This window comes from Gelidibacter maritimus, assembly GCF_014062315.1.
GTDB classification, from domain to species: domain Bacteria; phylum Bacteroidota; class Bacteroidia; order Flavobacteriales; family Flavobacteriaceae; genus Gelidibacter; species Gelidibacter maritimus.
On the sequence record NZ_JACGLT010000010.1, the window covers coordinates 51,709 to 78,355 of the forward strand.

28 protein-coding genes are annotated in these 26,647 nt (G+C 36.0%); 18 read left to right on the forward strand and 10 right to left on the reverse strand.

Annotated features, from left to right (window positions below; translation table 11 throughout):
* Positions 1–3 precede the first annotated feature (3 nt).
* From H3Z82_RS12740 to H3Z82_RS12755, 4 genes are all read right to left on the reverse strand, one after another.
* Positions 4–486, reverse strand: a complete 483-nt coding sequence (locus H3Z82_RS12740) for a hypothetical protein (RefSeq protein WP_182205893.1) — start codon at positions 484–486, stop codon at positions 4–6.
* Entirely contained in the window at positions 476–2,341 is a 1,866-nt protein-coding gene (locus tag H3Z82_RS12745) for a DNA topoisomerase IV subunit B (RefSeq protein ID WP_182205894.1), read from the reverse strand. The genes H3Z82_RS12740 and H3Z82_RS12745 overlap by 11 nt, the downstream gene beginning before the upstream one ends.
* Positions 2,342–2,897: 556 nt before the next feature.
* The gene (gene ychF, locus H3Z82_RS12750) at positions 2,898–3,992 is read right to left on the reverse strand and encodes a redox-regulated ATPase YchF (protein ID WP_182205895.1); all 1,095 of its coding nucleotides are present in this window, start codon (positions 3,990–3,992) and stop codon (positions 2,898–2,900) included.
* Positions 3,993–4,148: 156 nt separating this feature from the next.
* Entirely contained in the window at positions 4,149–4,502 is a 354-nt protein-coding gene (locus tag H3Z82_RS12755; RefSeq protein ID WP_182205896.1) for a 4Fe-4S dicluster domain-containing protein, read from the reverse strand.
* Positions 4,503–4,685: 183 nt separating this feature from the next.
* Between H3Z82_RS12755 and H3Z82_RS12760 the strand changes: the two genes are divergently transcribed.
* The 8 genes from H3Z82_RS12760 (at position 4,686) to H3Z82_RS12795 (ending at position 12,408) form a co-directional block, all read left to right on the forward strand.
* Entirely contained in the window at positions 4,686–5,744 is a 1,059-nt protein-coding gene (locus H3Z82_RS12760) for an acyl-CoA reductase (RefSeq protein ID WP_182205897.1), read from the forward strand.
* A gap of 75 nt (positions 5,745–5,819) precedes the next feature.
* Positions 5,820–6,884: a 3-phosphoserine/phosphohydroxythreonine transaminase gene (serC, locus tag H3Z82_RS12765; protein ID WP_182205898.1), complete on the forward strand. Its 1,065-nt coding sequence runs from the start codon at positions 5,820–5,822 to the stop codon at positions 6,882–6,884.
* Between the two features lie 135 nt (positions 6,885–7,019).
* Positions 7,020–7,982, forward strand: a complete 963-nt coding sequence (locus tag H3Z82_RS12770) for a D-2-hydroxyacid dehydrogenase (protein WP_182205899.1) — start codon at positions 7,020–7,022, stop codon at positions 7,980–7,982.
* Positions 7,983–8,074: 92 nt separating this feature from the next.
* The gene (locus tag H3Z82_RS12775) at positions 8,075–8,716 is read left to right on the forward strand and encodes a DUF937 domain-containing protein (protein WP_182205900.1); all 642 of its coding nucleotides are present in this window, start codon (positions 8,075–8,077) and stop codon (positions 8,714–8,716) included.
* A 119-nt stretch (positions 8,717–8,835) separates the two neighbouring features.
* On the forward strand, positions 8,836–9,267 hold the full coding sequence (locus H3Z82_RS12780) for a DUF6146 family protein (RefSeq protein WP_182205901.1): 432 nt from the start codon (positions 8,836–8,838) through the stop codon (positions 9,265–9,267).
* Positions 9,268–9,304: 37 nt separating this feature from the next.
* On the forward strand, positions 9,305–9,802 hold the full coding sequence (locus H3Z82_RS12785) for a DUF6787 family protein (RefSeq protein WP_182205902.1): 498 nt from the start codon (positions 9,305–9,307) through the stop codon (positions 9,800–9,802).
* Complete coding sequence (locus H3Z82_RS12790) at positions 9,799–10,137, forward strand: hypothetical protein (RefSeq protein WP_182205903.1); 339 nt, start codon at positions 9,799–9,801, stop codon at positions 10,135–10,137. Before H3Z82_RS12785 ends, H3Z82_RS12790 begins: the two co-directional genes overlap by 4 nt.
* A gap of 54 nt (positions 10,138–10,191) precedes the next feature.
* On the forward strand, positions 10,192–12,408 hold the full coding sequence (locus H3Z82_RS12795; RefSeq protein WP_182205904.1) for a TonB-dependent receptor: 2,217 nt from the start codon (positions 10,192–10,194) through the stop codon (positions 12,406–12,408).
* 76 nt (positions 12,409–12,484) lie between these two features.
* On the opposite strand, the gene H3Z82_RS12800 is transcribed toward H3Z82_RS12795, so the two are convergent.
* Together H3Z82_RS12800 and folE are read right to left on the reverse strand one after the other, a co-directional pair.
* A complete protein-coding gene (locus tag H3Z82_RS12800) occupies positions 12,485–12,757 on the reverse strand; it encodes a hypothetical protein (protein WP_182205905.1) in 273 nt (90 codons plus the stop codon).
* A 52-nt stretch (positions 12,758–12,809) separates the two neighbouring features.
* Positions 12,810–13,406, reverse strand: a complete 597-nt coding sequence (folE, locus tag H3Z82_RS12805; RefSeq protein ID WP_182205906.1) for a GTP cyclohydrolase I FolE — start codon at positions 13,404–13,406, stop codon at positions 12,810–12,812.
* Between the two features lie 221 nt (positions 13,407–13,627).
* On the opposite strand from folE, the gene H3Z82_RS12810 reads away from it, so the two are divergent.
* Complete coding sequence (locus H3Z82_RS12810) at positions 13,628–14,287, forward strand: ABC transporter ATP-binding protein (RefSeq protein WP_182205907.1); 660 nt, start codon at positions 13,628–13,630, stop codon at positions 14,285–14,287.
* A 5-nt stretch (positions 14,288–14,292) separates the two neighbouring features.
* Here H3Z82_RS12810 and H3Z82_RS12815 read toward each other — a convergent pair whose 3' ends face one another.
* Together H3Z82_RS12815 and H3Z82_RS12820 are read right to left on the reverse strand one after the other, a co-directional pair.
* Positions 14,293–14,466, reverse strand: coding sequence for a hypothetical protein (locus tag H3Z82_RS12815; protein WP_182205908.1), 174 nt, complete (start codon positions 14,464–14,466; stop codon positions 14,293–14,295).
* Positions 14,456–14,596, reverse strand: a complete 141-nt coding sequence (locus H3Z82_RS12820) for a hypothetical protein (protein ID WP_182205909.1) — start codon at positions 14,594–14,596, stop codon at positions 14,456–14,458. The genes H3Z82_RS12815 and H3Z82_RS12820 overlap by 11 nt, the downstream gene beginning before the upstream one ends.
* Before the next feature lie 203 nt (positions 14,597–14,799).
* On the opposite strand from H3Z82_RS12820, the gene H3Z82_RS12825 reads away from it, so the two are divergent.
* The 8 genes from H3Z82_RS12825 to H3Z82_RS12860 all read left to right on the forward strand — a co-directional run bounded on the left by H3Z82_RS12825 (position 14,800) and on the right by H3Z82_RS12860 (position 23,962).
* Entirely contained in the window at positions 14,800–15,573 is a 774-nt protein-coding gene (locus tag H3Z82_RS12825) for a TIGR02757 family protein (RefSeq protein WP_182205910.1), read from the forward strand.
* A gap of 45 nt (positions 15,574–15,618) precedes the next feature.
* Positions 15,619–16,809 carry a sensor histidine kinase gene (locus H3Z82_RS12830; protein WP_182205911.1) on the forward strand — a complete coding sequence of 397 codons (1,191 nt, stop codon included), beginning with the start codon at positions 15,619–15,621 and terminating at the stop codon, positions 16,807–16,809.
* Between the two features lie 161 nt (positions 16,810–16,970).
* Positions 16,971–18,455, forward strand: coding sequence for a S10 family peptidase (locus H3Z82_RS12835; protein ID WP_182205912.1), 1,485 nt, complete (start codon positions 16,971–16,973; stop codon positions 18,453–18,455).
* A 231-nt stretch (positions 18,456–18,686) separates the two neighbouring features.
* Positions 18,687–19,694 carry a glycosyltransferase family 2 protein gene (locus tag H3Z82_RS12840; protein ID WP_182205913.1) on the forward strand — a complete coding sequence of 336 codons (1,008 nt, stop codon included), beginning with the start codon at positions 18,687–18,689 and terminating at the stop codon, positions 19,692–19,694.
* A gap of 105 nt (positions 19,695–19,799) precedes the next feature.
* Positions 19,800–21,725 (forward strand): BatA domain-containing protein, encoded by a 1,926-nt coding sequence (locus tag H3Z82_RS12845; RefSeq protein ID WP_182205914.1) that lies wholly within the window; start codon positions 19,800–19,802, stop codon positions 21,723–21,725.
* Entirely contained in the window at positions 21,722–22,975 is a 1,254-nt protein-coding gene (locus H3Z82_RS12850; protein WP_182205915.1) for a dihydroorotase, read from the forward strand. The genes H3Z82_RS12845 and H3Z82_RS12850 overlap by 4 nt, the downstream gene beginning before the upstream one ends.
* Position 22,976: 1 nt before the next feature.
* On the forward strand, positions 22,977–23,303 hold the full coding sequence (locus H3Z82_RS12855) for a DUF4870 domain-containing protein (RefSeq protein ID WP_182205916.1): 327 nt from the start codon (positions 22,977–22,979) through the stop codon (positions 23,301–23,303).
* Positions 23,304–23,305: 2 nt separating this feature from the next.
* Positions 23,306–23,962, forward strand: a complete 657-nt coding sequence (locus H3Z82_RS12860; protein ID WP_182205917.1) for an alpha/beta hydrolase — start codon at positions 23,306–23,308, stop codon at positions 23,960–23,962.
* Positions 23,963–24,115: 153 nt separating this feature from the next.
* On the opposite strand, the gene H3Z82_RS12865 is transcribed toward H3Z82_RS12860, so the two are convergent.
* Positions 24,116–24,325, reverse strand: a complete 210-nt coding sequence (locus H3Z82_RS12865; RefSeq protein ID WP_182205918.1) for a hypothetical protein — start codon at positions 24,323–24,325, stop codon at positions 24,116–24,118.
* 6 nt (positions 24,326–24,331) lie between these two features.
* On the reverse strand, positions 24,332–25,093 hold the full coding sequence (locus H3Z82_RS12870; protein WP_182205919.1) for an MBL fold metallo-hydrolase: 762 nt from the start codon (positions 25,091–25,093) through the stop codon (positions 24,332–24,334).
* Positions 25,094–25,183: 90 nt separating this feature from the next.
* On the opposite strand from H3Z82_RS12870, the gene H3Z82_RS12875 reads away from it, so the two are divergent.
* A complete protein-coding gene (locus H3Z82_RS12875; RefSeq protein ID WP_182205920.1) occupies positions 25,184–26,638 on the forward strand; it encodes a TonB-dependent receptor in 1,455 nt (484 codons plus the stop codon).
* Positions 26,639–26,647: the final 9 nt, after the last annotated feature.

Sequence of the window (26,647 nt, forward strand, 5' to 3'; positions counted from 1 at the left end):
TGTTTAATTAGTAGGTTTTATATTTTCTTTAATCATTTTGCTCAGAGATTGTCTAATGTAGCGTCTTTTCCTCTTGGTGACCAAAGTGACATTAAATGTTTCCTTCCTGGTATGGCCTTTTGAGTTTTTGATATAAAGGGTTAAACTTTTATATATAAAGTAATTTTTAAATTTAAAAGCCACCAAACGCGATTTATCAAACTCTAATAAATGTTCTCTATAATTAAAATAATCTGATAATAAAAGGCCCTTATTGATCACCACTACTTTAATGCCATCGCTATCATACTCAAAATACTTGGATACGGCATGCACTGAAAAAAAAAGGATCAGAAATCCTGCCAGGATAAGAAGAAAAGTTAAAAAGGGATTAGAGGTTAAGTGGCTAAATGCACTGAACACCGTAGCCAAAAAAATAGCAAATACAATCAGTATAAAATAAACTGATATAATGATGTTTTTAACCTTAGAATTATTAGTTCTCATGAATCTCCTCCACTATATCTAATTCTACCTTAAGGTTATCAATAATAAATTCCTGTCTGTTTGGTGTATTTTTGCCCATATAAAACTCAAGAAGCTCATCAATGGACATATCCTTGTCAAGCATAACCGGATCCAATCGAATACTGTCTCCAATAAAATTGACAAATTCATCAGGTGAGATTTCTCCAAGACCTTTAAATCGGGTTATTTCTGGTTTTGGCTTTAATTTTTCAATGGCATCACGACGCTCTTGGTCCGAATAACAATAAATGGTTTCCTTTTTATTCCTAACCCTAAATAAGGGGGTTTGCAAAATGTATAAATGACCTTCTTTGATTAATTCTGGAAAGAATTGTAAAAAGAAAGTAATCAGTAACAAACGAATATGCATTCCGTCTACATCAGCATCTGTAGCAATAACAATATTGTTATAACGTAAATCTTCAATGGATTCCTCAATGTTCAATGCTGCTTGCAATAAATTGAATTCTTCATTTTCATAAACAATCTTCTTGCTCATTCCATAAGAATTCAAAGGCTTACCCCTTAAACTAAAGACGGCTTGTGTATTGACATCTCGTGATTTGGTGATACTTCCTGATGCCGAGTCGCCCTCTGTAATAAATAGAGTAGATTCTAAATACCGATCGTTTTTTGTATCTCCAAAATGTACGCGACAATCACGCAATTTTTTATTGTGTAAATTAGCTTTCTTAGCCCTGTCCTTTGCAAGTTTTCTGATGCCGGACAGTTCTTTACGTTCACGTTCGGCCTGAAGAATTTTACGCTGGATTTGATCAGCGGTCTCAGGATTTTTATGCAGAAAATTATCTAATTGTGTTTTTACAAAATCGTTGATAAAGGTTCTTACCGTTGGAAGGTCGCCCCCCATATCTGTGGAACCCAATTTGGTTTTGGTTTGACTTTCAAAAACCGGTTCCATCACCTTTATGGCAATTGCGGTAACTACGGATTTCCGAACATCTGAGGGGTCAAAATTTTTACCGTAAAACTCTCTTACGGTCCTAACCAATGCCTCACGATATGCCGCTAAGTGTGTTCCGCCTTGGGTTGTATTTTGGCCATTCACAAAAGAATGATACTCTTCACTATATTGTGTTTTGGAATGGGTTAAAGCAATTTCAATATCATCACCCTTAAGGTGGATGATTGGGTAAGCCATGTCAGACTCGTTGATGTTTTCTTCCAACAAATCTTTAAGGCCGTTTTCACTATGATATTTTTGGCCGTTAAAAATAATGGTCAATCCTGTGTTTAAATACACATAGTTTTTGAGCATCTTTTCAACGTACTCATTACGATACTTATAATTTTTAAAGATTGCTTCGTCCGGAATAAATGAGACTTTTGTACCTTTCCTTCTTGAGGTGTCATCTAATAATTCCTGATGGGTCAGGTTTCCTTGTGAAAATTCTGCGGAAGCCGATTTATTATCGCGTGTGGATTCTACACGAAAAAAGTTGGATAGTGCATTCACAGCCTTTGTTCCTACACCATTAAGACCTACCGATTTTTTAAAGGCTTTAGAGTCGTACTTACCCCCTGTATTCATTTTGGAAACCACATCTACAACTTTCCCCAATGGGATCCCACGGCCATAATCGCGGACAATAACCTTATTTCCTTGAATGGAGATTTCAATGGTCTTGCCCGCTCCCATAACATACTCGTCAATGGAATTATCCAAAACCTCTTTTAAAAGAATATAGATGCCGTCATCAGGTGAAGAACCATCACCAAGTTTACCAATATACATACCAGGACGCATACGGATATGCTCTTTCCAATCGAGCGAACGTATATTATCTTCGGTATAGGCAGTTTGTTGAGACATAAAAGGTTGTAAAATTTAGATAGGTTGCTAATATAACATTTCGTTATAAAACTTAAGAATACATGATGCTAAAGTAATTAACAAAGTTTTTAATAATTAAACTGGAAGATTGAGCTAGAAAGCATGAAAATTCCAATTCACCAGCATGCTTTAGCTTTTGCTTTTAAACGTAAAATATAAAATTGGAACAATAAGAATTGCCAATGCAATAATTAAAGAGGTTATAAACACAAACTTAAAAATGTAGTAAAGCACCACAAAGAAGATGATTGCTACAGCGAGCCACAATATAATTTTCATATAACTTCAATATTTATTCGATTTAAAGATACGGATAAAATTAGTTATAAAAGAAATTATTATTGATGTAGAAGCGATGGGTTGCGACTTGTAGCATCCTGTTTTATTAAATAATGAACAGAAAACAGATGAATCATAAAGACAGGAGCAAATACTGGCTCTCTAAACCGAAAACCTTAAAAGAATAATAATTATTATAAGCACCTATTGCACTTGTGGTTATAGGCCTTTAAAAATTGATGCTCAGACTCTATTGCTATACATTAAACAAAAAATGCATGACATCGCCATCCTTAACAACATAATTCTTTCCTTCTACCCGCATTTTACCAGCTTCCTTGGCCTTTGCTTCACTACCTAAGTTTGAAAAATCCTCAAATGCAATGACCTCTGCCCTGATAAATCCTTTTTCGAAATCTGTATGAATGACTCCTGCAGCTTGTGGTGCCGTTGCACCCACATCAATTGTCCAAGCGCGAACCTCTTTAACACCAGCCGTAAAATAAGTTTGTTGTTTTAGAAGTTTGTACGCTGCCCTGATCAATTTTGAAGATCCGGGCTCGTCAAGCCCAATATCTTGCAAAAACATCTGACGCTCCTCATAACTGTCCAATTCTGTTATATCTGCTTCCGTTCCTACAGCCAGAACTAAAATCTCGGCGTTTTCATCTTTAACTGCCTCCCGTACTTTTTCTACGTAGGCATTGCCTGAAACTGCCGATCCTTCATCGACGTTACACACATATAGGACCGGTTTATCAGTAATAAATTGTGCCGGATTGACATATTCGTCATAATCATCTTTGTCAAACTCCAAAGCTCTTACGGACACACCAGCTTCTAAAGCTGATTTTATTTTCACCAAAACAGCTTCTTCCTTTTGCGCTTCCTTATTGCCCGTTCTTGCGGCACGTTTTACCTTCTCTAATTTTTTTTCGACAGTGTCCAAATCCTTCAATTGAAGTTCCATATCTATGGTCTCCTTATCCCTAATTGGGTTGACACTACCATCCACATGCACAATATTCTCGTTATCAAAACATCGTAAGACATGTAAAATGGCATCTGTTTCTCTAATATTAGCCAGGAATTGATTCCCCAAACCTTCACCCTTACTGGCGCCTTTAACCAAGCCTGCTATATCTACTATCTCTACAGTAGCAGGTTGTACGCGCACTGGCTTTACCAAGGCTTCCAATCGCTCCAAACGCGGATCTGGAATATTGACAATGCCGATATTTGGCTCAATAGTACAAAACGGAAAGTTGGCACTTTGCGCTTTAGCGTTAGATAAACAGTTAAAAAGGGTCGATTTCCCTACGTTTGGTAATCCTACAATTCCGGCTTTCATTGAAACAGTTATTTTTATTCCCGCCACAACGGGAATCTCATTAAATAAAATCGCATTTTTTTTGCGACTGCAAATTTAGTTAATTATCTGGATTATTTGCATAAAAAAATCCCAAGCTATACCTGAGATTTTTTACACATATTATTTTCAATTTTACTATCCTTCCGGATGCATGAAACGTTGTTTTTCTAAAAGCTGCGCTTCTGTTTCCATGTGATCATCATCAGGAACACAACAATCTACGGGACATACCGCAGCACATTGTGGCTCTTCATGAAAACCTTTACACTCCGTACATTTATTAGGAACGATATAATAAATTTCATCACTAATAGGTTCTTGGGACTCTTCAGCATCTACTTCCTCCCCATTTGGAAGCACTACTTGACCATTTAAACTGGTTCCATCTTTATATCTCCAATCGTCAGCACCTTCATAAATTGCAGTATTTGGGCACTCTGGCTCGCAAGCACCGCAATTAATACATTCGTCTGTTATTATAATTGCCATAGCGTTTTTTACATTAAAATTTTAACTAAAGAAAAAGTGATGAGATTATATCAGTTTTAAAGTGACTTTGGTGATCTTTAAAACCTTTTAGAAAAAGTGTGACTTAAACAAATCTCGTTCATTTCATTTTTCTAACTTTGCGTTGCAAAAATAACGCCAAAACTATTCATAACCAAATACAGAATGGATTTACAGCAAAGAATTAATGCTTTCGTAAAACTAGGGGAATTTATTGAACAATTCACAACAGAAGGCTTTGAGCTAAATGAGAATATTAGCGCAAGTGACTTGTTTTTTGATGGCTTTAAACACCAAATTAAATTGGCTCATGAGCATAATGGGTGGTTTACTAAAGAGAATATCGCCTTTGCATTAAATGGCTGGTCTAAGTCGTTAAGTCATAGCAATATGGTGCAATGGTTAGAGAAGTATAACTTTAACAATATTTCGCCTAAAAAAGTAGCCATTATTATGGCGGGAAACATTCCGCTGGTTGGTTTTCATGATTTCTTATCGGTACTGATTAGTGGTCATGATGTTTTTGTAAAACAATCCTCCAACGACAAGCACTTACTACCCTATTTAGCTAAATACCTAGAGCATGTAGAACCTGGGTTTAAAGGAAAAATTGCATTTACCGAAGAGAAATTACCCGATTTTGATGCCGTAATCGCTACTGGAAGTAATAACACTTCCCGCTATTTTGAACATTATTTCAAAGAAAAAGCATCCATTATTCGAAATAACAGAAACTCTGTAGCCATTTTGACTGGTGAAGAATCCGATGAAGAGCTCAAGGCACTTTCCGAAGACATATTCAGGTATTATGGCCTCGGCTGTAGAAATATATCAAAATTGTTTGTACCCAAAGGTTACAAGTTTGATGCCTTTTTTAATGGAGTTTATGAATGGCACCCAATCATCCATCAAAATAAATATGCCAATAACTATGATTACAATAAGGCAGTTTATTTAATGAGCAAATTTAATTTGCTCGAAAACGGCTTTTTAATGCTCAAAGAAGATACTAGCTATGGTTCTCCAATTGCAACGTTATTTTATGAATACTATAACGATATAGATGCGCTGAAACAGTTGATAAATGAAAACAAAAGCAGTATACAATGCGTGGTTTCCAAAGGGGTTACAGAAGATTCAGTAGCCTTCGGACAGACGCAACATCCGCAATTGTGGGACTATGCTGACAATGTTGACACAATTGCATTTTTGCTAAAAATATAGTTGATAAATTATCAATTTCTTACCCTCAATTCCTTTTGAATTTAGCACCTTTGTATCTTTCAAAAACCAAAAACAATGAAAATACACAATTTTAGCGCTGGACCTTCAATTTTACCTCAAGAGGTTCTGAAAAAAGCTTCCGAGGCCGCAATTGAATATAATGGGATAGGCCTATCTTTATTGGAAATTTCGCATAGGAGCAAACATTTTGTAGATATAATGGAGAATGCCAGAGCTTTAGCTTTGGAGTTGTTAGGGCTTGAAGGAAAAGGTTACAAAGCCTTATTTCTTCAAGGTGGAGCAAGCACACAATTTATCATGGTTGCTCTAAATCTATTAGAAAAGCGTGCAGGGTATTTAAACACAGGCACTTGGAGTGAAAAGGCAATTAAGGAAGCTAAGATATATGACGATATCTATGAAGTGGCTTCTTCCAAAGATGCTGGATACAATTACATTCCTAAAGGATACGAAATTCCTGAGAACTACGATTATTTCCATTGTACCTCAAACAACACTATTTTTGGAACTCAGATAAAGCAGTTTCCAAACTCGCCAATACCAATGGTATGTGATATGAGCAGTGATATATTCTCACGTCAATTGGATTTTACTAAATTTGATCTCATTTATGCTGGTGCACAAAAAAATATGGGTCCAGCCGGAACGACTTTAGTAGTAGTCAAAGAGGATATTTTAGGTAAGGTATCTCGGAAAATCCCATCCATCATGGATTATCAAGTTCAGATCTCTAAAAGCAGCATGTTTAACACACCTCCTGTGTTTGCAGTATACACCTCTATGTTAACTTTGGAATGGCTTAAAAATTTAGGAGGGATAAAAGCCATTGAGGAAGTCAATGAAATGAAAGCTCGTGTTATTTATTCGGAAATAGATCTCAATCCTTTATTTAAAGGTTATGCGGTTAAGGAAGATCGTTCATATATGAATGCTACTTTTAATTTGGTTAACGATGACTTGAAAGAGACTTTTGAAACCATGTTAAAAGAAGCGGGTATTAGCGGTTTAAACGGACATAGAAGTGTTGGCGGCTATAGAGCTTCCATGTACAACGCCATGCCGTTAGACAGTGTAAAAGCACTTGTGGAAGTGATGAGCGAATTGGAAACAAAAGCTTAGTAACAACTACAGTTAACAGTCTGATTCATATCAGTATGAGTAATAATTAACAATGAAATAGTTAATTATTAAGTAAAATATATAACAGTAATAATAAAAGTAAACCCATTTTGGTGGGCGTAAAAATAAATTTTCATGAAAGTATTAGCAAACGACGGAGTTTCTCAAAGTGGAATTGACGCATTAAATGCAGAAGGATTTGAAGTAATCACGACTACAGTGGCTCAAGAGCAATTGATAAATTATATTAATGACAAAGATATTGATGTGCTATTGGTCAGGAGTGCTACTAAGGTTAGAAAGGATATTATTGATGCATGTCCAAATCTTAAGATCATTGGACGTGGTGGCGTAGGAATGGACAATATTGATGTTGATTATGCACGCAGTAAGAATTTACATGTTATCAACACGCCGGCTGCCTCTTCGCAATCAGTAGCTGAATTGGTGTTTGCCCATCTATTTGGTGGTGTCAGATTTTTACATGATGCCAACAGAAATATGCCTTTAGATGGCGATTCGAAATTCAATGCGCTTAAAAAGAATTATGCCCAGGGCACAGAATTAAGAGGAAAAACTCTAGGAATTATTGGTTTTGGACGTATTGGACGTGAAGTTGCCAAAATTGCTCTTGGTGTAGGCATGAAGGTCATTGCAAGTGATAAGTTTGTCGGAAAAGCAAATATCAAAGTCGAGTTTTACAACGGCCAGTTTATCAATGTTGAAATTGAGACCCAGCCAATGAAAGACATTCTTAAACATTCAGATTTTATTACATTACACGTTCCAGCACAAGATGAATACGTGATTGGAGAAAAGCAATTCTCCCAAATGAAAGATGGGATTGGCATAGTAAATGCTGCACGTGGAGGCGTTATTGATGAAGTTGCGCTTGTTAAAGCCATCGATAGCGGAAAAGTGGCCTTTGCAGGATTGGATACTTTTGAAAGTGAACCAACACCAGCAATTAAAGTGCTTATGAATGGGAAAATCTCATTAACTCCTCATATTGGTGCCGCTACAAACGAAGCTCAGGATAGAATTGGTACGGAGCTGGCATCACAAATTATAAGTATATTAAAGACTGAAAAAGTATAAGTTATTAACATGAATTAATAAAAATGCTTGTCATACAGTGTATTGCAAGCATTTTTTGTATTTTGACATCTTAAATATAAAATCAATTAATTATGTCTGGAATTTTAGATCTTTTAAACAGTGATCTTGGTAAATCAATCGTGAGTGGTGTTGCTGGTCAAACCAATCAACCTCAAAATAAAACAAATGATGTGTTGACCCTGGCCATGCCTGTTTTAATGGCTGCAATGAAACGTAACGCCGCATCACCTGAAGGTGCTCAAGGATTATTAAGCGCAATAAACAACAAACATGATGGAAGTATTTTAAACAATCTTAGTGGACTATTTGGCGGTGGTGTTGATGATAGCGTTATGTCAGATGGAAGTAAAATCATTGGACATGTGCTCGGCGATAAACAAAGCAATGTCGAAAAAGCAATAAGTGCCAAATCAGGAGTAGATACCGGGTCTGTTGCGCAAATATTAAAAGTAGCCGCTCCAATTTTAATGGGCATGCTCGGCAACCAAGCCAAACAACAAAATGTTGATAGCCCAGGTGGACTTGAAGGTTTGTTGGGTGGGCTGCTTAAAGGCAACTCTCCTCAAAACGAGCAAAGTTTTCTTGAATCTATCCTTGATGCCGATAAGGACGGAAGCATCATAGATGACGTTGCAGGAATGGTACTGGGAGGCAGCAAAAAGAAAGATGGACTTGGCGGAATGATTGGAGGTCTGTTTGGTGGAAAAAACTAAGCTTTAGATTAACATATATCATTTAAAAATCGTGCTTCTATAGCGCGATTTTTTGTTAAAAGCATGTAATTATTGAATTGATGGGCATGATTTTTGTAACTTTTAATGAAAAAAAAGTTATGAAAACACTTATCACACTTTTATTTTTGGGTTTATTTATGGTATCGTGCCATAGCTCTAAACCATCCAACAGACTGACTTCAGCTGTGAACAATAAAGAACAGGACACGGTCAGGATTGCCAATGACTCTTTGGAATATGAAATTCTAATTATTGAACCGGGATTCAACTCATGGTTAGCCTCTACCGCAAAACCTGAAGGGTTTTATTCTCAAGAGTATTTGGAAGCTCGGAACAGACACTATGTTTTGGAATGGAATCAGCGTGTTTTACAGCCATTACGCTATAACAGCAATTTATATGAACTTCAAATTGACTACCAGCCCCATATAGATTATGGTTATGAAGTCAATTACAAGCTGTACAACTACTTCATATACTTCCAGTTAACATACAATCAAAGATTAGGGCCGTTTACGCCTCGGATTTAAAGGAATTTGAAGTATCTTTGCAGCGCAAAATGGTACAATGGAAAATTTCAAGAAAAATTGGCAAATACAACAAAACTGGCAGCTTCTTTTTCCAGTTTTGGGCATTCTCATTTTAGGGTATTGTTCTTATAGATTAGCTGATGTAATTGTAGGAAACATTAATTTATTTTTGGTACTGATAGCATCGGTTGTCATTTTCTCCTTGCTCTTAAAATTGACCTTGTTCTTATTTAAAAAGCTTGAAAAAAAATGGATTTTAGACTATCGATGGGAAATGATCCGGGTGTTTATCGTTTTTTCAGTTACCGGTTCTTCTTCGATGTTTATAGGAAAACCAATTATGGCGCTAATTGGCATTACAAAAGATAATTTAAACACCACAGTTTACTGGATTCTATACATTACGGTAGGACTTATCTTTTACCAGTTTATGCTCGTTTTTTTTGGATGGCTGTTTGGTCAGTTCAAATTTTTCTGGGAGTTTGAAAAGAAAATGTTGAGTAGAATTGGGTTCAAGAAATTTTTAAATCAATGAACTTTTTAAGACAACATATCATATTTAAAGCTTTGACACTTCTTTTAGTGTTGACTTTTTTGTTGCCTTCTGCCGTAAAAGTCATGCATGTTTTTGAAAACCATAAGCATGAAGTGTGTTATGGTGAAGTGGATGCGCATTTCCACACCTTAGATATTGATTGTGAGTTTTATAAGTTCAAACTCAATATTCCCTTTACTATTCCTCAAAATCTTGCTACTTTAATTGTCTATCCTGAAATCCATATTTTCAACACTAAAGAATATGACTTTCTCAGCGATTACCAAAAGCTTCATTTTTCCCGTCGAGGTCCTCCAGTGATTAATTTAATCTAATTATTCTGAAATTACTTCAGATTATATGTTTATTAAATTAATCAAAACACTTCTATGAAATATATCTTAAATGTATTGCTTTTATTGGCAATACCATCTATTTACGCACAAAATACATTAAAAGGTAGTGTGGTTGACAAAAACACTGCTGAGCCTATTATTTTTGCAAATATTTATATCCCACAGCTCGAGAAGGGAGCCACAACTGATTTTGATGGTAATTTTACACTGTCTAATATTCCAAATGGCACGTTTCCCATCGTCGTTTCATTTATGGGTTATGAAACACTCTCACAAAACATAACCTTTCCTTCAACAGAGGTTTTTAATTTCACCATGATTCCATCCGCAATTGAAATGGAAGAAATTATCATATCCACACCGTTTCATAAATTACAAAGTGAAAATGTGATGAAGGTAGAACGCAAAACTATTGCTACTTTAAAAACAAAAGGTGCGGTCACTTTAGCCGACGGCATCACAACCATTGCCGGCGTAGAGAGTATTACAACAGGCGTCAGTATTGGAAAGCCTGTCATCAGAGGGCTGAGTTCCAATCGGGTTTTAGTGTACACTCAAGGCGTGAGATTAGAAAATCAACAATTTGGAGATGAACATGGCTTGGGGTTAAGTGATGCTGGAATTGAAAGCGTGGAGGTTATAAAAGGTCCCGCTTCCCTACTCTACGGAAGTGATGCGCTGGGTGGTGTGCTTTATTTAAATCCCGAAAGATTCGCTCAAATCAATACTAATAAAGCAGATGCCAGTTATAACTATTTCAGTAGCACCAAAGGCTTTAATACAGACGCAGGCTACAAGGCTTCTGGTAATAATTTTAAGTTTTTATTCAGAGGAAGTCTTGCTGAACATGCTGATTACAATACTGCGGATTATAGAGTGACCAACAGCCGATTTAGAGAACAGGATTTTAAGGCTGGTTTTGGGTATCAAAAATCGGGTTTTAAGACTGAGCTTCGTTATAATATCAATAATTCAAAACTAGGCATCCCAGGAGAACTTGGAGAGCAAACCACAAACAAAACACCATTATTGCCTTTTCAAGAAGTGACCAATCATGTGCTAAGTTCTAAATCGACTGTGTTTTTCAAAAACTCGAGTTTAGATATCAGCTTAGGCTTACTTTATAATGATAGAAAGGAATTTGAAGACCATCATCATCATGATCATGGGCATGCCGAGTCTAATCATGAAGAACATGAAGATTTTGAAGCGGCACTTCAAATGAAATTGAAGACCTTTAATTATGATGTGAAATACAACTTGCCAACATTAGGTAAATTTGAGACCATAGTAGGCGTTCAGGGTATGAGCCAGGGCAATACAAATTATGGCCATGAGCAATTAATCCCAGATGCCACTACCAACGATATTGGTGTACTTGCCACGTCACATATCCACTTTAATAGTTCTGATATTCAAATTGGTGCGCGTTTTGATCACCGTTCAATCGATGTGGCTTCTGGTTTAAATAAAGAATTTTCGAGCTTTAATGGTGCTCTTGGATACAAAACAAAAATTTTTGAAAAAATTACTTCAAGAATTAATTTCGCCTCGGGTTATCGCGCTCCTAATTTGGCCGAACTCACTTCTGATGGTACGCATGAAGGCACCAACCGCTATGAAATTGGAAATGAAAACCTTAAAAATGAACAAAATTTTCAAGCAGATTTAGCTTTAGAATATAAAAGTGAGCATATTGAGGTTTTTGCCAATGCTTTCTATAACAAGGTGAACAATTATATTTTCATTTCCCCTAACGGAGATTATATTGATAACACTCCTGTTTACAATTATTTACAGGAAGATGCCAATTTGTACGGTGGTGAAATCGGCTTGCACCTTCACCCACATCCATTAGATTGGCTGCACCTTGAGAGTAGCTTTGAAACAGTTACGGGAAAACAGAAGAATAATAACTATTTGCCACTAATTCCTGCCAACTCCTTATCTAATACGCTTAGAGTGGAATTCGACACAAAGTCTGTTCAAAAACTATATGCATTTGTTAGAATGAATACCTATTTCAAACAAAATAATGTCAGTGGTTTTGAAACAGCCTCAGATGGATATAACCTCTTGGGTGCCGGTTTTGGTGGCACTGTCAAAATCCTTGAAAACAATCTTGACATCAGGATATCAGGCAGCAATCTGACTGATAAAACCTATATCAATCATTTATCGCGCTTAAAATCAGATGGCATTTATAATATTGGACGAAATATTAATGTGGGATTGACTTACACATTATAAAACAAAAAAAGCTTGGGACATAAATGTTCTCTAGCGTAAAAAAAAACTCCCTTTCAAAGACTGAAAGGGGGTTTTATTATTTTACCTCTATAACTTCTGGCTTTTTGCTGAATACATAAGTAAAAAACCACATAATAGTGAAAGAAGGAATGATGTCAAAACCTGGTAAAATTTCTTCAATAAATGAGAATACACCAGCTACTTTACCCTTTTTTCCAGCATACATTTTTGTCATGAGCAGTGCTGAAATTGGTGCCCAAATAATATCGATAAAGGTTATCATTCCGATGAGATCCAAAACGATACCCAAAACGAGTTTTTTGTTTTTGCTTAAATTGTTTAATGTCATTGTATAAATATTAATTCAAATTATTTATAACAAGAAATATACCAAAAAACTCCTATGAGAATTTATTACCAATCAGTTTCAAAAACTCGTTGCGCGTTTCAATTTTCTCAAATTGCCCTCTAAATCCCGAAGTGGTTGTCACCGAATTTTGTTTTTGTACCCCGCGCATCATCATACACATGTGAGAAGCTTCAATAACAACGGCAACACCTTGAGGCTTTAGTGTTGTGTTGATACATTCTAAAATTTGTTCAGTCAAACGTTCCTGTACTTGCAAACGTCTTGCAAAAACATCTACAATTCTTGGCAATTTGCTCAATCCAACAATTTGACCATTTGGGATGTACGCAATGTGCGCCTTTCCGAAAAAAGGTAAAATATGATGTTCACAAAGCGAATACACTTCAATGTCCTTAACAATAACCATTTCATTGTATGACTCTTTAAACATAGCGCTTTTTAAAATCTCAGCAGCATCTTGACTATAGCCTTGGGTCAAAAACTGCATGGCTTTAGACGCACGTTCAGGCGTTTTCAATAACCCTTCTCTATTGACATCCTCGCCAAGATCTTCAATAATTTGCTTATATCGTTCTTTAATGTCCTCAGTGACTTTGAGGTTATATTCTTCAAAATGTTGATATGCCATCGTTTGTTATTTATCTAATGTTAAAAGTACAGGTTTTAAGTGAAATTCAGAATCTTTAAAACGCCTTATTTAGATATGGTCTTTATGGAACTTCTAATTAATTTTCGCTATTATTTGAACTATTGACTTAGAGTCTGCTCCCCGAATTCCGTTTCAGAATAATACCTACCATAATTGTACAAAAGCAAACAATATACTAACTTGCTTGCAATTATTTGTCTATGATAAAAGCAACCAATATACATAAATATTACGATGACCTACACGTTCTTAAAGGTGTAGATCTCAACATTCAAAAAGGTGAAATTGTATCAATTGTAGGTGCATCTGGTGCGGGGAAAACTACTTTGCTACATATTTTAGGCACTTTGGACAGGGCATCTGCCAAAGCTCAAAGTAGCCTGCAAATTAATAGTGTAGATATTATCAGCTTAACCGATAAACACCTCGCCAAGTTTAGAAATGAACATATTGGGTTTATCTTCCAATTTCATCAACTGCTACCCGAGTTTACGGCAATAGAAAATGTGTGCTTACCTGCATTTATAAAGAAAACTTCTAAAGATGAAGCCGAAAATCGCGCCAAAGAATTATTGGATTTCCTAGGGTTAAGCCATAGATATCATCATAAACCTGGCGAATTGTCCGGTGGCGAACAGCAACGCGTGGCAGTAGCTCGAGCATTGATCAATAACCCAGAACTAATTTTTGCCGATGAGCCTTCGGGCAATTTAGATAGTGAAAGCGCAGAAAATCTGCATAATCTCTTTTTTAAATTACGCGACGAGTTTGGCCAAACCTTCGTTATAGTAACCCACAACGAAGAGTTGGCAGATATGGCAGATAGAAAATTAGTGATGGTCGATGGTAAAATCGTATAATTAATTTACTTTATATCAGGTATAACATCAACAACACTATCAATTAACTTACTGATGGCACCGCCAATATTATGGCCACTTTTATAAAGTGGTATGTGTCCCAAAACATTGTCAAAATTAGTTATTGAGTTACTTACAACATTTAATGTTGAATCTACGATGTCATTATTATCTTCCATTATTTAAGTTTTTACGGTTATCTTGAAATTGTTTTAAATCAGTGATGGCATCCTTGCCAAGTTTGGTTCCGATGCCAATGACAAAAAGTGCAATTGCAGATTTTAGACCAAATTTTATAATCGATTTCATTTGTTTTTGTTTTTTAATCAGATAGCCTAATTTAATTAATTAAAATGATTCCCAAAAATGAAATCGGATTTGCGTTTAAAATTAATCGGATAGCGTTAAATTGAAAAATGCTCGGAGATAAAATCGAATTTTGGCTACTAATGGAATGTGGCAAGGAAATTGCAGCTTAATCCGTTTATTAAGTCATAATATAGTCCACAGCATTGAAAAAAGAAGAACTGAAAGAATTTTTAGACGCCAAAGTCATTAAATATAACCATCCGCGATTTATAGAAAGTGATCCTATCCAGATTCCCCATCAGTTTTCAAAAAAGGAAGACATTGAAATTGCAGGATTTTTAACTGCCACAATATCTTGGGGAAACCGGAAAAGCATCATTAACAACGCAAATAAAATGATGGCCTTATTGGACCAATCGCCCTTCGATTTTATAAAAAACCATCAACCATCCGATCTACAAAAATTAAGACCTTTCGTCCACCGAACCTTTAATGAAGATGACTTTATTCAGTTTGTTAAAAGCTTAAACCATATTTATGAAAATCACGATGGACTAGAAGCTGTTTTTTATAAATATTCAGAAAAAATTTCAATGCAATATGCAATTCATCAATTTAAAAAGCATTTCTTTGAAGCCGAACATTTACCAAGAAGCACGAAACATGTCAGTGATCCTTTAAAAAATTCAGCAGCCAAGCGCATCAATATGTATTTAAGATGGATGGTTAGAGACGACAATAACGGTGTTGACTTTGGGATTTGGAAGAGTCTCACTCCCGCCCAGCTCTCGTGTCCGCTAGACGTACATTCTGGCAACGTAGCACGATCTTTAGGTCTGTTGAAAAGAAAACAAAATGATGCAAAAGCTTTAAATGAATTGGACACTGCATTAAGAACAATGGATAAAGACGACCCTGTTAAATACGACTTTGCCCTTTTTGGCCTAGGTGTATTTGAAGGGTTTACAAAAATTTAGCTACTTACCTACTCCTATATACCAATACTATCAAAAAATTATCACATGAAAAATCCCAAACTACCAGAAAACGAGCTTCAGCGCTTAGAAGTTTTATCAGAATATCAATTACTTGACACGTTACCTGAAGAAGAATATGACAATATAACAAGCCTTGTAGCAACCATTTGTGACGCTCCCGTTTCATTAATTACTATGCTCGATAAGGACCGTAATTTTTTTAAATCACATTATGGAGTTCCGTTTAATGAATCACCGAGAGATATTTCTTTTTGCGGGCATGCCATTTTAGATAATGGCCCTATTTTTATTATTGAAGACGCTAGATTAGATGAGCGTTTTATAGGCAACCCTCTTATAGAAGATGCCATGGCAATTTTTTATGCTGGCGTTTCCTTGATCAATCCTGAAGGTTATGCCTTAGGAACTTTGTGTGTTTTTGATCACAAACCCAGGACTTTAACCACTTCACAACAAAATGCACTCATCACTTTAGGCAAACAGGTTGTTAATACTTTAGAATTACGACGGCAAAATTTAAAATTGCAAGTTGCTAAAAAAGAACTGACACTGCACAACATCCAATTGAAGAAATTTGCAAGCCATGTGTCACACGATTTGAAATCGCCATTGGCCAATATTATTTCTTTGACTGATCTTTTAAAGGATGAACTAATTGACAGGCATTCAAATTCGTCATTAGAATATCTTGAATATATTGAAGATTCCGCCTTGATCCTCAAAGATTATATTGATGGCATTTTACTGCATTATAAAGCCGACGAGCTACTCATCGCTAAAAAAGAGGACATCAAACTCTCAGAATTATCTAAAAATATTAGTCAATTATTATTGTCAAAAAATGATAAGCTGACGTATTCTGGAGAGGACACCATAAAGAACATCAATAAACCGGCCTTAACGCAAATCCTTATCAATTTAGTGGACAATGCGCTCAAGTATAACGATGCTGAAAAACGTTTGATTCATGTTTCTTACGTAGAAGAACCTAAATACCACAAATTCTCGGTTTCAGACAACGGAATTGGTATTGAAAAGGACAAGCAGGATGTAATTTTTCAATTGTTTACTATCATCCCTCATAAAAACATCAAACCAAGTACAGGCATCGGATTAAGCACCATTGAAAATCTAGTTAATAAATTAGGTGGTGAAATTAGTCTCTCTTCAGAAATTGGTGCGGGGAGTGTTTTTACTTTTACTATTGCCAAGTAGGATTAAGCTGTTTTATCAATTGCTTAACAAGCAGCATAAACATGAGCGGTGCAACCTCATTATATAAGAGGAGCAGTTGTCCTTTTTAACCTATTTTAACATATTTTCAAAATAGCTTCCGATAAATCCTTTTATCTTTAAAGTTTTAAAATCCTAACTATATGAAAAACTATTTCTTACTAATTGCCACATTTTCGGTGAGCATTCTTTATTCGCAAGGAATAAAGGTTCCTTTAGACACTATGGTTGTTACCAATCACTCCGTAGTTATTAATGGTCAAAACCTATCGTACCAAGCAACAGCCGGTACACAGCCGGTCTGGGATGCCAAAGGAGAACCAATTGCCACATTGTTCTACACCTATTATAAAAAAAGTAACAGTGAAAAAGAAAAACGACCAATCATCTTTTCTTTTAATGGTGGCCCAGGTTCTGCATCTGCGTGGATGCATATTGCCTATACTGGACCTGTAATTTTAAACATAGACGATGAAGGCTATCCTGTTCAGCCTTATGGTGTAAAAGCCAATCCGCATTCTATTTTAGATGTGGCAGATATTGTTTTTATTGATCCTGTAAACACTGGATATTCTAGGATGGTTGCAGATAAAGACGGAAAGATGCCGGATAGAAAAACATTTTTTGGGATTAATGCCGATATTAAATATCTAGCAGAATGGATGAATACCTTTGTTTCGCGAAAAAATCGATGGGAGTCTCCAAAATATTTAATCGGAGAAAGCTATGGTGGCCCTCGGGTTATGGGGTTATCAAAAGAGTTGCAAAATAGCCAATGGATGTATCTTAATGGCGTAATATTAGTATCGCCAGCCGATTATAAAATATACTCTACAGATCAGCCCATATACTCTGCTTTGAATTTGCCATATTTTACGGCGGCGGCATGGTATCAAAACGCACTTTCACCTGCACTCCAACAAAAAGACCTCTTGGACATATTACCTGAAGTAGAGGCTTATACCATTGATAAAGTTATGCCTGCCATCGCCAAAGGCGGCTTTATTTCAGAAGCAGAAAGAAACCAAGTGGCCGAAAAGATGAGCCTTTATTCTGGATTGAGCAAATCTTCAATTATTGATCACAATCTGGATGTTCCGACAAGTTTCTTCTGGAAAGAACTCATCCGTGACAAGGGCTATACCATTGGCAGATTGGATTCAAGGTATTTAGGAATCGATAAAATGAACGCGGGAAATTCTCCTGATTATAACTCTGAACTAACCTCATGGCTCCATTCCTTCACCCCTGCCATCAATTATTACATTCGTGAAGAACTTAAGTTTAAAACTGACGTCAAATATAATATGTTTGGAAACGTCCACCCGTGGGATCGACAATATGATAGAACCCGAGACGGATTAAGACAGGCCATGGCCCAGAATCCATATTTAAAGGTATTGGTGCAGTCTGGGTATTATGACGGTGCCACCACATATTTTGCTGCAAAATATACTGTTGGACAAATGGATCCGAGTGGTAGGATGAAAGACCGTGTCTCTTTTAAAGGTTACAGAAGTGGCCATATGATGTATTTAAGAAAAGAAGATTTAAAGACGGCTACAGAAGATATAAGACAATTTATTTTGGAATCCACCCCTAAACAAGGGGAAGCCGCAAAGTACTAATCATATAAAAACCTGATAATTGATTTTATCAGGTTTTTTTATTTCCTAATCTTAAAAAAAATTCTGTTTTAAATACTATACAAGATTTTTGACTCTCCTTATATATTCTGTCCTAATTCTTTATACTTAAGAACTTAAACCAATGTAAGCTTTTCTATAAAAAGCACCATGTCAACACAATGTTGTTAATTAGTTAATCTTAAATTTAGATAGAAATCATAATTTAGTGGTATGCAGCAGCCCTTAGTCAGCATTCTAACCCCTTTTAAAAATAGCGAGGACTTTTTATCGCCCTATCTCGAATCTATACGTGGTCAGACCTATACCAATTGGGAGTTGATTATTGTAGATGACCATTCTACTGATCAAGGCTATGACCTCATAGCTTCGTTTGCTAATGATGACGCTCGAATAAAATTACTTAAATCTAACGGACAGGGTATTATTGATGCATTAAGAACAGCCTTACAAAACAGTACAGGACACTATATAACCCGGATGGATAGCGATGATCTTATGGCGCCAAAAAAACTGGACCTGATGCTCAACGATTTGAAAGCCCATGGTAAAGGTTATATTGCATTAGGGCTGGTCAAGTATTTTTCTGAAGGTGAACTTGGAGAAGGATATCAAAACTATGAGGAATGGTTGAATCGACTTACTACATCAGGCACCAATTATAGTGAAATCTACAAGGAATGCGTCATTCCATCCCCTTGTTGGATGGTAGAACGAGATGATTTGATTGCTTGTGGTGCTTTTGATAAAAACATATATCCCGAAGATTACGATTTAGCATTTAGATTCTACAAACACGGTCTAAAGTGCATTCCCTCCAATCAGGTGCTCCATTACTGGCGTGACTACAGCAGCAGGACTTCAAGAACTGATAAACATTATTCCGACAATCATTTTCTTAAACTGAAGGTGCACTATTTTTTAGAGCTCGATTTTAATCCAAATCGCCCGTTGGTGCTATGGGGTGCAGGCTTTAAAGGTAAATTTTGTGCTAAATTGTTGAAGAAAAATAAAGTACCATTTATTTGGATCTGTAATAATCCCAAGAAAATAGGCAAGCATATCTATAACATAAAACTCCATGCCACTTCATCCCTAAGCACGATTCGTCAACCTCAAGTAATCGTTACTGTGGCCAACAAAACCTCTCAAAAACGAATCACTGCCATTCTAGAAAACCACCAATTGACAAAAGCCTTTGATTATTTCTTCTTTTGTTAGCAATCTCAACTTATAAACGTTAAATTTCTCAAAATCTGAACACGCTTATCCTCTTGTATTTTTTATATTTGGTCCGCTTGTTCGACTACAAAAAATATAATAGGAATGCAGTTTAAAAACCCAGAAATTCTTTATGCACTACTGCTGCTCATTATTCCTATAATTGTCCATTTATTCCAACTCAGACGCTTTGAGAAGGTCACTTTCACCAACGTTCAGTTTCTTAAAAACATTATTTTAAAAACGCGTAAAAGTTCACAAATCAAAAAATGGTTGACATTGTTGACCCGCTTGCTATTGTTAACTTGTCTAATTATCGCTTTTGCCCAACCATATCAAGCTAATCAAAGTAGTTTTACCACTACCAATGAAACCGTCATTTATTTAGACAATTCGTTCAGCATGCAAGCTAAAGGCGATAATGGTACACTTTTAAATGCCGCGGTACAAGATTTAATTGAGCATGTAGATGAAAATGAATCCATTAGCCTTTTCACAAATGATCTCAATTTTTCGAACACAACCATCAAGGCCATTCAAAATGATTTGATAGAACTCTCCTATTCGCCATATCAAATGGACTATGAGGCCGTTATTTTAAAAGGAAAAAAAGCATTCACCAAGGACAAAGGCAGCGTCAAAAATTTGGTGCTGATTTCAGATTTTCAACAAAAAAACGAAGTTTTGACGCTCGATAAAGATAGTCTGGTCAATTATCGCTTGGTACAACTACAACCAAGAGCCACTGAAAATGTCAGTATCGACTCACTATATATCTCTAAGGACAACGTAGAAACCTTAGAGCTAACGGTTATGTTGAGCAATCAAGGAAACCCAATTGAAACTTTGTCGATTTCCTTATTTGAAGACCAACAACTAATGGCAAAAAGTGCAGTCTCTATTGATGATAAAATCGAGACCATTTTTACAATCCCTAACAATAAAGCTTTTAAAGGAAAGGTTGTTATTGATGATGTTAATTTAAACTATGACAACACATTACACTTTAATATAGATAAAAAAGATCGTATAAAAGTTTTGGCAATCAATGATGCCAATGCTGATTTTTTGAGAAAACTTTATACCACAGACGAATTTGAACTGACCATTGTCAATTTCAAAGATCTCAATTATAACATTATCGTTGATCAGAATTTGATTGTTCTCAATGAATTACAAGACATTCCAAACGCACTATCTACATCGCTAAAGTCCTTTTCTGAAAATGGTGGAAGCATCTTAATAATCCCTTCAACTAAATCAGACACACCTACTTACAATCAATTATTTAGCGTTTTATCATTACCAAGATTCACTACTCAGATATTATCAGAAAAACGAATTACAAAAATCAATTTTTCTCACCCGCTTTTAAAGAATGTTTTCAACAAAACTGTAGCTAATTTCCAATATCCAAAGGTCAATTCGTTTTATAGGCAGTCCAATCCATCTGGGGCTAGCGTGTTGAGCTTTGAAGATAACGCAACCTTCTTAGCCCAGTTTAATAATATTTACGCTTTTTCTGCAAGTTTAGATGAAAACAATTCCAATTTTAAAAACTCACCATTAATTGTGCCCGTGCTATATAATATTGGCAAACAAAGTTTAAAATTACCACAATTGTACTACACCATTGGCATAACAAACATCATTGATATCAATGCCAATTTGCTTCAGGACGAAATTTTAAAACTCGAGAATGCTAAAACGTCAATGATCCCTATGCAACAGACCTTTAGCAATAAGGTGCAAATAATTACTGACGAAAACCCTAAATCGGCGGGTATATTTAAAGTTAAAAATAAAGAAAAGGTCTTACAACATCTTAGTTATAATTACAATAGGAATGAGAGCCAGCTTAATTATCTGAACGTTTCACAAATTAAAAATAGCACCAACAACAGTTCTGTAGCGGCTGTTATTGACGATATAAAAAGTACCACTAATATCAATGAGCTGTGGAAATGGTTTGTTATTTTTGCAATAGCTTTTTTAATTATTGAAATGCTCATCTTAAAACTTCTTAAATGAACGTACTAATAAAATCTGCCACCATAGTGGACTCAAAAAGCGATTTTCACAATCAAACCTGTGATATCCTTATTGAGAAAGGCGTCATTTCAAATATCTCTAAACAGATTGAAAACCCTGATAACGTTCAGGAAATTACACTTGAGAATCTACATATTTCCCAAGGCTGGTTTGATAGTAGCGTAAGTTTTGGAGAACCGGGTTTTGAAGAACGTGAAACTATTGCTAACGGACTTTTCACCGCCGCACGATCAGGGTTTACAGATGTTGCCGTTAACCCCAATACCAATCCGGTGATTGATAGTTATGCCGATATATCTTTTCTTAAAGGTAAGGCTAATGGAAATTCTGTTAACCTACATCCGATTGGTGCCTTGACAAAAAATAGCGATGGTGAAGATTTAGCGGAGCTTTTCGATATGAAAAATGCTGGAGCCATTGCTTTTTATGATTACCAAAAACCAATAAGCAATCCAAACCTAATGAAACTGGCCTTACAATACGCTAGCAATTTTGGTGGATTGATCTACTCTTTTCCTCAGGAATCTAAAATCTCTGGACTTGGAGTCATGAATGAAAACATCATGAGCACATCCTTGGGCCTAAAAGGAAACCCAACATTGGCTGAAGAACTACAGATTGTGCGCGATCTGTTTTTATTAGAATATACCGGTGGAAAATTGCATATACCAACAATTTCTTCTGCAAAATCCGTCGAGTTGATCCGAAATGCAAAAACCAAAAATATAGATGTGAGCTGCAGTGTAGCCATTCATAATTTGATTTTGACAGATGAGGTATTGCAGACCTTTGATACACGCTTTAAAGTCAAGCCACCATTAAGAACACAATCTGATTGTGACGCTCTTATTGAAGGTCTTAAGGATGGTACTATCGATATGGTAACGAGTGATCACAATCCAATTGATATAGAGCACAAAAAAATAGAGTTTGATTACGCAAAATATGGCACTATCGGATTGGAAACTGCTTTTGGAGCTTTAAATACCATTTTCAGCCTGAAGAAAACAATCGAGCTATTGACCAAAGGGAAAGGGCGATTCGAAATTACGTCAACGCCTATTGCCATTGGCTCTAAAGCTAAATTAACCCTATTCAACCCTGACAAGAATTATCAATTCGGCAAGAATATGATCCTTTCTACTTCAAAAAATGCCATCTTTGAAAACCAAAGTCTCAAAGGGAAAGTGTATGGTATTTTCTCAAACAATCAACTGGTTTTAAATTAACATGAAAGATTCTATTGTCAAAGAGGGTAAAACATTGGCCATCATAAGCTACTTAACATTTATAGGTATGATCTTGGCCATTATAATGAATTTAGAAAAGCGTAATCCATTTACAGCATTTCATATCAGACAAATGTTAGGCTTAATGATACTTTTAATCTTTTCAAATTTAGTAGAACAATATGTCAACAGTCTTTTGGGAACTGCCTTTTGGATCGTCACCTTTGCATGTTGGCTATTTGGGCTCTATTATGCCATAAAAGAAGAATATAAACTTATACCTGTTCTTGGTGAAAAATTCCAAGAATGGTTTAAAACTATTAATTAATCATGTCCGATCTCTCTTTACATCATATTACAAGACCTTCAAGTTTAAAGGAAAATGCACCTACACTCATCATGTTCCATGGGTATGGCAGTGATGAAAATGACCTGTTTAGCTTTGCTTCTGAAATGCCGGAAGAGTTATTTATCATCTCTGCGCGAGCGCCCTACCCTATGCAACCTTATGGCAATGCGTGGTATGCGATCAATTTTGACGCCAAGATGAACAAATGGAATGATAATGAACAGGCCATCAAATCGAGAGATCTGATTGCTAATTTCATTGATGAAGTAAAAGAAAAGTATCCTATAAGTAAAGACAACCTGACACTTTTAGGTTTTAGCCAAGGTACAATTCTGAGTTACGCTGTAGCGCTCACCTATCCGGAGAAGATAAAAAACATCATTGCTTTAAGCGGCTATATTAGCCCTGAAATGCTTCCTGACGATTTAGAAACCAAAAACTATTCGCATTTAGCTTTTTACTGTTCACATGGTAATGTAGATCAAGTCATTCCTGTAGAATGGGCAAGAAAAGTGCCTCAGTTTTTGAATGCACTTTCAATTAAAAACACCTATAAAGAATTTCCTGTTGGACATGGTGTAGCCCCAGAAAACTTTTATGAATTGAGAAGTTGGCTAAACAAACGCTTGGAAAAATAGTTCAAAGGTTTAAATCTCACAGAATATCAAAACACGAATACATCGTTACTTCTGGAAAATCAGCTTTATTTATAGTACTATAGAATAAGCTGTCAGCTGCGATACACTCGATATTTGTGATGAGTACATGTAAGCATATTAAAATTTAAGCTATTAAGGATGTTGCTCCATCGGAAGCTCACTTTTAAGTGCTTTTAGTTCTTTATTTAGGTGATTAATAGAATCTTTCAGCATTTGCTCTTTTTCTATCAATTTTGTCATTTTTTCTTGGTACGTTTCAAATATATTCTTGGAGTTTACATATTGAAATATAATTAACAACAATGCAAAAACGAACATGTACATAAAGAGTTTACCTTTCATAAATTTTTATAGGTTAATTTGTAAATTGTCATAGGCCAAAAAGACATTTTCTGGGAGGGTTTCTTCCACTTCATCATGAAAACCGAGCATGTGACTAATATGTGTCAGGTACGCTCGCTCAGGCTTTACTCTAGCTATGACCTCTAGAGCTTCACTAAGGGTAAAGTGAGAAATGTGTTCTGCTTCCCGCAAGGCATTTACGACAAGCACCTTAACCCCCATGAGCTTTTTAAGCTCATCGTCTTCAATGGTTTTCATGTCGGTTAAATAGGCAAAATCATTGAATCTAAAACCAAAAACCTGAAGTTTATAATGCATCCCATTTATTGGCACAACATTTATATCGCCTAACTGGAATGGCTTATTTTCAATCCTAATGGGCTTCACTCCCGGCGCCCCCGCATATTTATTTTTTGTTTCAAAAATATAGGCAAAACGTTGCTCAAGCGCTTTTAAAACCCTTTTGTGAGCATAAATCGGAATATCACCCTGCTTAAAATAAAAAGGTCTAATATCATCTAAGCCTGCCGTATGATCAGCATGTTCATGGGTAAAAACCACCCCATCCAACTTAGTACATTTGGCATTTAGCATTTGTTGTCTAAAATCTGGGCCGCAATCAATGACATAAGTATAATTACCCCATTCTATCAACACAGATACGCGCAGACGCTTGTCTTTCGGATTGTTGCTTAAACATACAGGATGAGTACTTCCTATAACAGGAATTCCTTGAGATGTGCCGGTTCCTAAAAATATAACTTTCAAAGATGATTTGTTTGCAACAAAAGTAAGTTTATTATTTTGTTTAAGATAGCAATTTGATACCTTTGTAGCTTATATAACTCAATCTACGACATGGAGATTACCTTAAAAGGCGATAAAGAATTTGAAGAGATTCCATCGCTTAAAAACAAAGCGCTTCGTATCAATCTTAATGAGAATATTTACGGAACCTTTGCTGAGATTGGCGCAGGCCAAGAAACTGTGCGTCAGTTTTTTAGAGCTGGTGGCGGCTCAGGCACCATTGCCAAAGCCATGTCTGCTTATGACAAAGACTTTTCTGATGCCATTTATGGTGCAGAACAAGACGGTCGATATGTCACCGAAGAGCGACTGAGAAAAATGTTGACCCACGAAATTCAACTAATTGAAGAGCGCATTTCAAGAGACAAGCATCCCAATAAAATGTTTTTCTCTTTTGCCAATACCGTCGCAACGATAGATTTTGCCAAAAAATATAAAGGCCACGGTTGGGTAGGCATCAAATATCAAATTGAACCACATCACAATTCGTATAATGAGATTATTCTTCACTTTCGATTTAAGGAAAATGATGCGCGTTTGCAACAAGAAACACTCGGTATATTAGGCACCAACCTTATTTATGGTGCTTACTATAAGTATAACGAACCTAAAAAAATATTACGCTATTTATACGATCACCTAGATAAAGATCAGATTGAAATCGATACGATCAACTTCTCAGGGCCAGTGTTTAAAGATGTTGATAATCGATTGATGAGCTTACAATTGGTTAAAAATAATATGACCGATGCCGTTATGTTTGCTCCCGATGGCAACAACGTATTACCGGCAAGAATTTTATACAAAAAAAACATTTTGGCATTGCGCGGTAGTTTCAGGCCCGTAACCAAGGTTAATATTGACATGTTTGAGAAGTCTTATGACATGTTCATTAAAGAAAACAAGGTCGATATCAATAATACTCAAGTGGTTTTTGAAATTACACTTTCAAATTTAAGAGCAGAGGGGGAAATTGATGAACAGGATTTTATGGACAGAGCGGAATTGCTATGTTCCCTTGGTCATACGGTTTTGATTTCTAACTTCCAGGAATATTATAAATTAGTAGAGTATTTTTCCCAATATTCCAAGAACAGAATGGGACTATCCATGGGGGTCAGTAATTTGGTGGATATTTTTGATGAGAAATATTACCGTCACTTAAGTGGTGGAATTTTAGAAGCCTTTGGTAAATTATTCTTTAAGGATTTGCGCGTTTACCTCTACCCTATGAAAAATGAAGATGGAGAATTGAGCACTAGCGAAAACTTGAAAGTACATCCACGGATGAAAGAGCTATATAAATTCTTTAAGTACAACGGGAAGGTTGTAGATATTACAGATTATGACCCAACCATCTTAACCATTTTTTCAAGATCAGTACTAAAGTCAATTTCAGACGGCGACGAAGGCTGGGAAGCGATGCTGCCTCCTGGGGTGTCAAAAATTATAAAAGAAAAGAGCCTCTTCGGGTTTGAAGCTGAAGAAGTTTATAGAAGTCGATAAACAGAAAAG